The organism is Comamonas sp. GW821-FHT11H03 (assembly GCF_058807955.1).
On record NZ_JBXARF010000003.1, the window covers coordinates 73099 to 85522 of the forward strand.

The 12424-nt window shown below is 58.2% G+C and carries 2 protein-coding genes; both read left to right on the forward strand.

The window, feature by feature from the left end; translation table 11 throughout:
• Positions 1-6 precede the first annotated feature (6 nt).
• A complete protein-coding gene (locus AC1RTQ_RS08715) occupies positions 7-11625 on the forward strand; it encodes a hemagglutinin repeat-containing protein (RefSeq protein WP_492875044.1) in 11619 nt (3872 codons plus the stop codon).
• A 4-nt stretch (positions 11626-11629) separates the two neighbouring features.
• Positions 11630-12034: a hypothetical protein gene (locus AC1RTQ_RS08720; protein ID WP_492875045.1), complete on the forward strand. Its 405-nt coding sequence runs from the start codon at positions 11630-11632 to the stop codon at positions 12032-12034.
• The last annotated feature ends 390 nt before the right edge of the window (positions 12035-12424 follow it).

A 12424-nucleotide genomic window follows, 5' to 3' on the forward strand; every position in this document is an offset into this window, starting at 1 on the left:
ATCGTCATGAACAAGAATCTTCATCGCGTTATCTTCAACAAAGCGCGTGGCATCCGGATGGTGGTGCAGGAAACAGCTTCCAGCGAAGGCAAGGCCAGCAATGGCAGCACACAGACAGGCGCTTGTGATTCAGGTGCCTTGTCGGCGGGCAGATTGCGCACTGCCAAGTCCTTCCTGAGCGATTTCCCGCTCTGCGCTGCAGCCAGGACAGCAGGCATGCTGGCCTTGGCACTGGGGGGTCCTGCCGGTTTTGCACAAATCATTGCCGACCCCTCGGCCCCCAATCGCCAGCGCCCCACGGTTCTGGAATCAGCCAACGGCACGCCCACGGTCAACATCCAGACCCCTTCTGCAGGTGGCGTCAGCCGCAACACCTATCAGCAGTTCGACATCGGGCAAAAGGGCGCCATCCTCAACAACAGCCGCACCAATGTGCAAACCCAGATTGGTGGCTGGGTGCAAGGCAATCCATGGCTTGCCAATGGCGGCGCCAGAGTCATTGTCAATGAAGTCAACTCAGCGGCGCAAACGCGCTTGATGGGGCCGCTGGAAGTCGCTGGCCAGCGAGCGGACGTCATCATTGCCAACCCTTCGGGTCTGGTGGTCGATGGCCTGTCCTTCATCAATGCTGCAGGCGTGACCTTGACGACGGGCAGGCCGCTGTACGGAGCCAATGGAGCTGTTGACAGCTTGAATGTACAAGGCGGTCTCATCAGCATCCAGGGCAATGGGCTTGATGCCACCAAGGCAGATTACGCCAACATCCTTGCAAGAGCCATCTCGCTGAACGCCGGGCTGTGGGCCCAGGATTTGCGTGTGGTCACAGGCGTCAACCAGATTACCACTGATGGCAATGTCCAGCAAAGCAACCCCGGTGCGACAGGCGCAGAGCCTGCGAAACCTCAGTTCGCCCTGGACGTGGCTCAATTGGGCGGCATGTATGCGGGCAAGATCTTTATCGTCGGCACCGAGTCTGGCTTGGGTGTTCGAAACGCTGGCCTGCTCCAAGCCAGTGGTGCAAGCCTCACCTTGAACAGTGAAGGCTGGCTCAACAACAGCGGCTCCATTCAATCCAGCAGCGCCGATGTTGTCGTGAACACCCGTGGTGCGGTAGAGCAAAGCGGTGCCATCTATGGCGGCGGCAATGTCCAATTGAGTTCGCAGGCGAGCCAGACACACAGTGGCACAGTGGCTGCCTTGGGTGATGTCTCTATTCAGGCTGCAGGGGCTGGGGCGCAGATTCAAGCCCGAGATGCAACAGTCTGGGCGGCTGGCCTGCAAACGGATGGACAGTTGCTCGGGGATAGAAATCTGAGCGTGCATGCAGATGCACAACTGCAGACGTCAGGCCAGGCGCTGGCCACCCGCAATGTGCAGATGCAAGGTGCAAGCCTTGACCTGTCTTCGTCCCGTCAGCAGGCTAAAACCTTGCAACTGCAAGCCACAACAGGTGACTTGCAAGCCAAAGGCAGTCAGTTGCTGGCAACCGAGAAAATGGATCTGCAAACGGGCCGGACACTCACGACAGATAGTGCGCGAGTACAGGCATCCACCCTCAGTGTTCAAGCCAACGCTCTGAGCAATGCCGGCGGACAGATCATCCAAAGCGGCAGCAGCGACCAGACAATCGCCTTGCAGGGGAGTCTGGACAACAGAGCTGGCGTGATTCAAACCGCAGCGGGTAACCTGGATATTGCTGCCGGGAACATCGATAACACGGCAGGTCAGTTGCTGCATGCCGGTGGCGGAAGCTTCAAGTTGAGTAGCCAAGGCCAACTGCTCAATAACACCCAAAGTGGCAGCCAACCGGCTGTCGCGGATGGTGCACGTATTGTGAGCAATGGCTCCCTGCATGCACAAGCCCAGGCCTTGAGCAACAGCGGCAGCGTCCATGCGGCGCAGGCACTTGAGACACATGCCTCGACCCTGAACAACAGCGGAGTCATGTATTCGGCAGGCAGCCAGGCACTGACCGTTGATGGCAGCATGACCAGTACCGGAACAATTGGCGCAGCCCAGAACCTGACGGTGCAAACCGGGAGTTTCAATGGCGCAGCCACCCATGTCCTGGCTGCGGGCATGGCTGCTGATGGCAAGCTTGCCGGAGCGGGTGTCCTGACTGCAACTGCATCAGGAAATCTGCAAAGCGCCGGACAAATTCTGGCAGCAGGCAATGTCAGCCTCGATGCCGCAAGTCTGGACCTCAGGCAGGGCAGCGCAGCAAGCACCGCAGGCAATATGAGTCTGACGGCTCAAAGCGGCGACATCCAGACGGGTGGCGCCCGCATCAGCAGCGCAGGCCTTTTGGCCATCCGAGCCGACGGATCGAGCAGCCAGCGCCTGGACAACACCCTCGGACAGATCAGTGCAAAGCAGCTCAGCATCAACGCGGGCAAGCTCGACAACACCGATGGATTGATCTCTGCGGTCGACCAACTCGACATTGCCAGTGCTCAATTGACCAACGGTGCCACCCCTGCGGCAAGCACCGCCAAAGGCATTCAAAGCCAGACGGGCGATGTTCACCTGAACGTTCAGCAACTCGATAACAGCGGAAACATCCAGGCCGCCAAAAACCTGATTGCGGCCACTTCAAGCCTGAGCAATGGCGGCACCATCTATGCAGGTGCTGCGCAGACGCTGAACGCGAGCGGTGCAATCACGAACAGCGGCACCATTGCTGCAGCCCAGGACCTGAACGTGACAGCCGCCACTTTTGCAGGCACTGGCAGCAATGTGCTGGCAGCAGGCATGGCTGCCGATGGAAAACTCGCCAATCCTGGGACTCTGAACCTCACCACTTCGGGTGGATTGCAAACAGCCGGCCAGGCATTGGCTGCAAACAACGTCAACCTCGGCGGCGGCAGCCTGGATCTGCGAAGTGCAACGGTAGGCAGTGCCAGTGCCGATGTGAATCTGAGTGCCGCCCAGGGCAACATTGTCACGGCGGGCTCACAAGTCAGCACACCAGGCAAGCTGTCGATTACCGCCAGCACGGTTTCAGGCCAAACGCTGGACAACACCGCAGGTCGTCTGGCTGGCCAGCAATTGCAAATTCAGGTTGGGCAGTTAAACAACCATCAAGGAAGCATTGAGCAGTCCGGTGGCGCTGATCTGGATATCAATCTGGGGGGCGGTGCACTGAACAACAACGCCGGGCGCATTGTTGTCAACGCTGCAAATCTGAAGCTTCAATCCGGTGCGCTGGACAATACGGACGGGCTGATCAGTCATGCCGGCTCAGGGCACGGCGCATTGCAGACATCCAGCCTTGACAACACGCGCGGCCAGATCGTTGGCAACGGAACCCTGTCTTTGGCCAGCAGCGGCAATGTCACCAACAGCGACGGGCTGATCTCCTCCAATGGCGACCTGCAACTGACAAGCGCAGACCTGGGCAACACCCGTACAGCCGCTTCAGGAAATGCCACAGGCATTCAAAGCCAAGGCGGCAGCCTCACGGTCAATGCCCAAGCCATCACCAACAGCAGCAACCTCTATGCTGCCAAGGATCTCAAAACCACTGCCACCAGCCTGAACAACAGCGCAACGCTGTACGCAGCTGGTGAACAGAGCTTGGATGTGGCCGGTGCGCTCAGCAATCAAGGCACCATTGCTGCGGCCAAAAATCTGTCGCTCACTGCAGACAGCTTTGCTGGCGGTGCGGCCAATGTTCTGGCTGCCGGCATGGCCGCCAATGGACAGCTGACGGGCAGCGGCGCGTTAACGGCAGTGACCTCCGGCAGCCTGCAAACCAATGGGCAGGCACTGGCGACAGGCGCATTGAACCTGAAAGCCGCCAGCCTCGATCTTCAAGGCAGCACCACCGGAAGCACGGGCGCAGACGTGACGCTGAGCGCGACGACGGGAGACATTCACGCTGCTCAGGCCAAGATCAGCACACCCGGATTGCTGAGCATCTCCGCCACCGCCGGACAAAAACTCGACAGCTCCAAGGCGCAAATCAGTGGTGGGCAGCTCAGCATCGATGTCGGCGAGATAAACAATACCGAAGGTGTCATCCAGCAGACGGATGCGGCTTCGGGATCCGCCAACCCCGTTGCAGGCATTCACAGTGCCGGTGCCATCAACAATAGCGCGGGACGCATTGTTGCCAATGCGCAGGACTTCGCCTTGGTCTCCGGTGGGCTGCTTGACAACACGGACGGGATGATCGGTCATGCTGGCTCCGGCCAGCTTCGCGTGGATACGGCTGGACTGCACAACGCACGCGGCAAAATCATCGGCAACGGGGCAACCACGCTCACCAGCTCTGCGGATGTCGACAACACCGGCGGCATGGTTGCAGGCCAGCAGAGCGTGACGGCAACAGCCACGGGTTGGGACAACACCCAGGGCACCTTGGTTGCAGTTCAGGGCGACCTCAATCTTCACACCACAACGAATGCCGTCAAAAACGCTGCAGGCCTGATCCAGGCAGAAAACGATATTCGTCTCACACTGGACGGTGCAGGCAATCAACTGCAAAACGCTCAAGGCAAGATCGTGTCGGGACGAGACGCCATCCTGTCGACCGGTCAGATGGACAACGATGCAGGCCTGGTGGCTGCAGGTCGCAATCTCAGCATTGACACCCACGAGCAAGCCCTGAGCAACCAGGCAAGCCGCAGCAGCACAGGTTCTCTGGGCTTGGTCGCCGGCGCACAACTGGACATTCACAGTGGCACGTTGAGCAACCAGGGCGGTCTGATCAGTGCCCAGACCGACCTGAACATCACGAGCAGCGGCGCGATCAACAGCACCGAGAAAAATGCGCAGGCGGCGCAGATTTACAGCGGCGCACATCTCAATCTGCAATCAACAGGCATCGACAACACGGGCAGCCAGATTCTTGCGGTGCAAGGAGCAGGTATCAACCTCGCAAGCGGCACTCTGACCAATCAGGCAGGGCTCATCCGGGTAGGGCAGGCATTGACGGTTCAGGCCGGAAGTATCGATAACCAGAACACCCTGGCTTTGAACAGCGATGGGAGTGCACAAGCGCTGGGCCTGGAAGCCAGCACGATTTCCGTGACTGCTGCCAAGCTGGACAACAGCCAGGGGGCTGTGCGTGCAGGGCAGGACTTGACGATTCTGAGCGATGGCCAACTGATCAATGATCGTGGCGAGCTCAGCGCCGGCAAGCTGCTGAAGATTGCCGCCGACCAGGCCGCCACTCCCACACTGAACATCAGCAACAACGCGGGTCAAATCGTTGCCGATCAGAATGTGGACATTCGCACAGGCAGCCTGAACGGCGCAGGAGAGATTGCCTCGCGCGGTGACGTCAGTCTGAATTTGCAAGGCGACCATACCCTGGGGGGCACCTTGCAGGCTGGCGGCAACCTGCAGCTGCAAGCCACGGGCACATTGACAAACCCGGTCACCGTCCAAGCCGGAAAGAACCTGACCGTCAACGCCAGCAACCTGGACAACCAGGCGACGGGTGAACTGCTCAGTGGGCAGACAACGCAGCTCACGATCTCCGACACCTTGACCAACCGCGGGCTGATCGACGGTGCCGACACCCGCATCCAGGCCGGCAATATCAACAACGTTGGCACCGGCCGCATCTATGGTGACCGGGTAGCGATTGCAGCCAACGCGCTGACCAACCAGGAAGAAACGGTTGCTGGCATCAGCCAGGCTGCCACGATTGCTGCGCGAGAGCGCATGGACCTGGGCGTTCAAAACATCACCAACCGAGAAAACGCACTGATCTATAGCGCAGGAAATCTATTCACGGGTGGGGCGCTCGATTCAAATTGGCATGCCACAGGCGCAGGGCAGACGCTCAACAACAACAGCGCCACGCTGGAGTCCGCCGGCAGCATGGTGCTGGGACATGACCAGGTTCGCAATACCAATGAGCATCTGCAGTGGACATTGGTCGACGGCCAGCCTCAAAAGATTGTTGAATTTCAAGCACCTAACGGCCAGCGCTACAAGGGCAGCGACGTTTTGCTGATCTCCAATGGCAAGGTTGGAGGCTCTGGGCCGCAGGACATCAGCTTCGTGGTCAGCGGCAATGAGTGGCGCTGCAATATGGGCGGAGAAACCTGCTCATTCACTACCGGTGAAACGACAGCCTTCGATCAGTACTACAAAGGCTTGCTGTTGCCTTCCGAACAATATCCGTTCGCGAAATATGCTCCTTACTACAACCCCAGCTATGTCGATGACAACGGCCAGCGGGTTCAGGGCTATATGCAGTACAGCGGTGACCGCACCGTGGGCGGGATCTGGGGAGGCGGAGAACTCGTCAAAGGCGCGCACTACGCCGCCGACCACCGAATCTGGAGCGACTTTGGCGTGCAGCCCTATACCGGGCCTGCGCCTGTTCTAAGCAGCACCAATCCCTGTGCTGCTCTGGCAAGCTGCACCGTGGGCTATCACGTCATCGGCAGCTCGGAGGACGGGGCCCAGTACGTCCAAGTCACTCAGGCAAACGTAGACGAATACAACGCCTACAAACCCCTGCTGGACGCCCGCAATGCAGCGGATGCCGCCTTGGACGCGAAGCTGGATGCTTTCTACCAAGATATTCGCAGCCGCTGGATTGGGGAGTTTGTCTTCTACGACTACAACCGCACTGAGCAAAGTGCGCAAGTGACGAAATCCTCCCCCGGAAAAATCGTGGCAGGCGGCAATCTGCAATGGAGTGGATCGAATCCATCCAGCAAGCTCCTGAATCAGGACAGCACCATCCTGGCCGGTGGAACGATCAATGCGACGGGCGGCTCACTCGACAACCGAGCGACAGCCGTAGAGGTCAAATCCGTCGATCAAGGCTATGTCTACAGCACATGGAAGGGCGGCTCCAGCACTCCAAACCGCAAGTACAGCGGCTCGGACTATGCACCTGTAGGCACAATCAAGACGCAAACACTGGCCTCCTACACATACACCGAGCACGCTGCGAACCCCTCGACCGGCGCAGCGCCGGGAGCCAGCGCCATTTCAGCGGTGCAGGCACAGGCATCTGCTGCGGGCGCCGTGGATGCCATCCATCATTCCGTAGCTCCTGGAGCCGTGCAGGGAACGCAGGCAGGCCCGGCAGCTGGTGCAGCCACCGCAACGCAGACCCAGGGGCAGATCACAAGCAATGCCGTGGCGGGTGTGGCGGCGCAAGAGGGCAGCGCTCAAGCGCAGGCCTCTGCCAAGGTCGGTGCAGCCGCGACCCCCGAGAGCGCGGCTGCGGATGCATCCAATGCCAAATCAGCGTCCTCTCAGGTCAATATTCGCACCGCCCAGCCCAACACCCAGGTACCTGGGACCTCCCTGTATCGCCAGCATCCTGAAGCAGGCTCCCGCTATCTGGTGGAGACAGACCCCAAGTTCACGCAATATAGAAACTGGCTGTCTTCGGACTACATGCTTCAGGCTCTGCAGATGGACCCCGGCACCGTTCAAAAGCGCCTGGGCGACGGGTTCTATGAGCAGCAACTGGTGCAGCAGCAAATCGGGCAGCTCACCGGACGCCGATTCCTGGGCAACTACACCAGCAACGACGAGCAATACAAAGACTTGCTGCAAAACGGCGCAACCTTCGCCCAGGCCCAGGGCTTGCGCCCTGGTGTGGAGCTCAGTGCGGCACAGGTGGCGCAACTGACCAGCGACATCGTCTGGCTGGTCACCAAGGAAGTGACGTTGGCTGACGGCAGCAAGCAAAGCGTTCTGGTTCCGCAAGTGTATGTAAGGGTCAAGCCCGGCGATCTGGACGGCACAGGCACCTTGCTGGCAGCCTCGGATGTGAATCTGATCCTCTCCGGCAATGCCATCAACAGCGGCAGCATTGCGGGCCGCAATACCTTGAACATCACGGCCGAGAACATCCAGAATCTGGGCGGCCAGATGTCCGGCAACGACGTCAAGCTTGCAGCCCGGCAGGACTTTGACAACCTCGCAGGCATCATCAAGGGCGTGGACTCGGCCACCGTGTCCGCAGGACGTGACCTGAACCTCACAACCACCACGCAAAGCAGTGCCAACCAGGCAGGCGGCAACCGCTTTACCCAGACAGGGATCGATCGTGTCGCGGGCATCTATGTATCCGGGCCGGCTGGTGTGCTGGTCGCCAGTGCGGGCAACAACCTCAATCTCACGGCTGCGCAGATACAGAATGCAGGCACCGGAGCCACCGTGCTCACCGCTGGCAACAATCTGAACCTCAACACGGTTGCGGTCGGCAGCAGCCAGGATATCAACTGGGACAGCAAGAACTACTTGCGCCAGTCGAGCACGCTGGATGTGGGCACGCAGATCACCGGCGCTGGCCGCGTGAACCTCAGCGCTGGTCAGGATATCAATGCCAAGGCAGCCACCATCGATGCAGGCAAGGCCTTGAGCCTGTCCGCCGGCAACGATATCCAGATCAGTGCCGGCCAGGCCAGCCAAAGCCTGGATGAAGCTCATCAACACACCAACAAAGGCTTTCTCTCCAGCAAGACCGTCACCACGCGGGAGCAACTGCACAGCACCACAGCGGTTGGAAGCAATCTAGGCGGAGATACGGTTGCCATCAACGCCGGCCGCGATATCGCGGTTACCGGCAGCCATGTCGTCTCCGACACCGCAACCACCTTGCAGGCGGGCCGAGACGTCACCATCGCCGCCGCCCAGGAAACCTCCAGCGAACAGCACTACCGCAAGGAAACCAAGAGCGGCATCTTTGGCGGCGGCGGAGGCATTGGCTTTACCATCGGCAGCCGCATGCAGAGCACCGACCAGGCCGGCACCCGCACCACGGCCGCAGCCTCCACCGTGGGCAGCATAGGCGGCGATGTGAACATCGTGGCCGGCAATGCCTATCGGCAGGTGGGCAGCGACGTGGTCGCCCCCCAGGGGGATGTGAATGTCGTGGCCAAGGACATTGCGATTACCGAAGCCCAGCAAACGCTTGGCAGCGAACAGCACACCAGATTCAAGCAAAGCGGCCTGAGCGTAAGCCTCTCCGCACCGGTGATCACCATGGCCCAGACAGCCTCCAGCTTGACTGAGGCTGCGGGCAAGACCAGCGATGGGCGCATGCAGGCTCTGGCCGCAGGGGCGGCAGCGCTCAATGTCTACAACAACCAGGATGCGGTCAAGGCACTGAGCCAGGGCGATCCCACTGGTGGTGGGGTCAGCGTCTCCATAACCCTGGGCTCCAGCAAGAGTCAGAGCGATAGCTACCAAAGCGGCACTGCCAGCCATGGCAGTAGCGTACAGGCTGGCGGCAACGTCAACCTCATCGCCACCGGCGCTGGCAAAGACAGCAACATCCTGATCCAGGGCAGCAACATCACGGCAGGCAAGGATGCCACCTTGATAGCCGACAACCAGGTCAATCTGCTGGCCTCGCAAGACACCCACAGCGACCGCAGCACCAACAGCAGCTCCAGCGCAGGTGTGGGCCTGGCCATCAGCTATGGCAAAAACGGATTTGCCGCAGGCATCACCGCCAGTGCCAGCAAGGGCAAGGGCCATGCCAACAGCGACGAAGTGAGCTACAGCAACACCCACGTCAGCGCAGGCAACGTCGTCACCATCGACTCCGGCGGCGATGCCAACCTGCGCGGCACGGTGGTCAGCGGCAAGCAGGTTGTGGCGGATGTGGGCGGCGACCTGAATCTGCAAAGCCTGCAAGACAGCAGCAGTTTTGACGGCAAGCAGCAAAACATCGGAGGATCGGTCACGATCGGAGCGGGCTTCTCCGCCAGTGTCAGCTACAGCAACAGCAAGGCCAAGGGCGACTACGCCAGCGTCACCGAGCAGACCGGCATACAGGCCGGAGACGGCGGCTTCCAGGTCAACGTCAAGGGCAACACCGACCTCAAGGGGGCGGTGATCGCCAGCACGCAGGATGCTGTCGACCACAACCGCAACCACCTCACCACTGGTACGTTGACCGCCAGCGACATCAACAACCACAGCGACCACAGCGCCAGTGGCGTCAACCTCTCTGGCGGTATCAGTGTCGCGGGCAGCAAGCCTGCGCAGAAGCCCAGTGGCACAGGAGGTACAGATAGTGCAGGCGGCGGCACCGTGAACAACGGTACCAACTGGAGCTGGCAGAACCTCGGCAAGACCGGCGTCAACGGTGCAGCCGCCGGGTTCAGCAGCGACAGCGGTAGTGCCAGCAGCACTACGCACAGCGGTATCAGCGGCGGCACATTGACCATCACCGATGAGGCGGGCCAACAGCAAAAGACCGGCCAAACGGCCAAAGAAGCGGCAGACAGCATCAAGCGGGAGGTGCTCGCTGGAGCAGACTCTGGCGCACTTAGCAAAAACTGGGACGGGCAGAAACTGCTGCAGGAGCAGGCCGCCAATGCGCAGATCATGGCGACGTTTGGGCAGCAGGCCAGCAAGGCCGTGGGAACCTATGCTAACCAAAAGTACAACGAACTTAAAAACTCAGACCCCGTAGAAGCTGAGAAATGGAGCGAGGGTGGGGCCTACCGTGTTGCCATGCATGCTGTGGTGGGAGGCTTGTCAGGAGGAGTGCAGGGCGCAATGGGCGCCACTGCGGCCAGTGCAGCGGCACCGGCTATCGACCAGTTGCAGCAGCAATTTCAGAGTGCGCTTCAAAATGCGGGGCTGGGAGAAGACGCCGCCAAGGTGCTAGCCAGCGTGGCTGGTGGCGCAACAGCGACGACGATTGGTGCAGCAGCCAGCGGTGGGTCTGCGGCAGGTGCATCCACGGCCTTCAATGCGGATTTCAATAATCGGCAGCAGAGTCCAAAGGAAATCAAAACCCTGGCAGCGCTGAAGGCAGGGAAGACCACGGAGGAGCAGCAGCGTTTGGACGACGCGGCGTGCGCGCTGATTCACTGTTCCTATGGTATGGATCCAAAGGATCCAACTTACGCGCAGAAGGTCGCGTCGCAAAATCGGGGAACGGACTACCTTGCGGAGCAGCAACAGCTAAAGGCAACGGGTCTGTTTACATACGGTTTCTTCGATAAGGGCGGAGATTCAGCGGCAGCGGTATGGCATGAATTGAACGATCAGGTCAAGGGCGCCGCCAGCGGAGCACAAAACTTAGCTGGTCTAGTGACCAACGATTTTCGCAATACGCAGAACGCTGCGAATCCGCAACTGCCGCCGGACGACCTTCCTGGTGGCAATGGCCCACGACTGGGAGGTGGCGCGGCAGCGGTGGTTACACCTTCGGTGATCTGTGCACCAGCGGTGGGGTGTATGCTGGTGCCGCCTGTGGCGATTGCGGGAACGGGAGGAGTACCGCCGAATTGGACACTGTCTCAGTCTCAGGATGGGCAGGGGTCGTCTTCCAATTCGGCAACTGGTACGTCCAACTCTAGTGGGGGCTTAAGTTCAGGAACAAAGGAGACAACTGCCTTAGGCTCAACGGAAATTCGGGCAATTGTCCGAGAAACTGGTACCCCATATGGGAAAAGCGGACAAGCTTTTAATGTTGAGTCTGAAAGTGAACTAAATTCACTATTCCAAAAAATTACTGTAGGTGCCGAAAATGCATCTGCAAAATATGATGGTGCTATGAAAATTCTGCCTGATGGCACTAGGATTGGCCTGAGAAATAGCTCAACATTTGGTGGCCAAACTATTGATATATTCCCTGCAAATGGGAAACCGTACAAAATTCATATTGGGTCGAAATAATTTTATGGAAAATCAATACGCATCTGATATGCTTAAATATCTCTATGAAGAAGGCGATAGAGATTTAATATTCTTTGGTCAAATACTAGGTGTAGTGAGTTACGATGAAAATGATAATTTATTTAGGAAAACGCCTGAAAGACGTTTAAGTGATGCAATAAAATTGGTTAATTATTTGATTTCTTTGGGTGACTTTGATATTGGTCGAACATTAAAACAAAAAGATGGGGAATATATCAATGTTCTTTATAAGAATGGATTGTCTGAATTTTTAATTAATGCAAATGAATTGTTCTCAAAAAATGGAATAGATGACATAGATTTAAATTCTGGAATATGGCTTAAAAAATTACATATTGGTCAATCTATATCTCGTATTCCCAATGAAATTACCGAATTGTTTAGATAGTTGGTTGTTTTTTGGAGGGATAATGCCTGAGGGGCGTTGTTGCACTACAGGGATTTCCCGTCAATGCAAGCGCTGATCATTAACTTTTGACTGGCCTGTCTGCCAAGACGATCCAGGTGCTTGAAACGAGGAACAGACTGCAGATCTACAGGGAACATCTCAAAACCCTCGAGTATTCAATTGTCCTGCTCGTCGGTAATGCCGATGAGCACTCCACTGGCGTTTGAGGCTCAAATTTCAGACGTTTTTTGGCCCTCCGGCACGCAGCCCTCATATCGGCAATGGTACGAAGGGTCAAGGCAGTGGAAACAAAGTAGACCAACTCCCGAATCAACAAGTTGTTGGCGCAGACGGCAAAACAATACCGATCTATGATGTGAAGCCTAATGG

Coding starts and splice junctions, on each gene's coding strand:
- AC1RTQ_RS08715 (WP_492875044.1), top strand. CDS start 7: ATGAACAAGAATCTTCATCGCGTTATCTTCAACAAAGCGCGTGGCATC.
- AC1RTQ_RS08720 (WP_492875045.1), top strand. CDS start 11,630: ATGGAAAATCAATACGCATCTGATATGCTTAAATATCTCTATGAAGAA.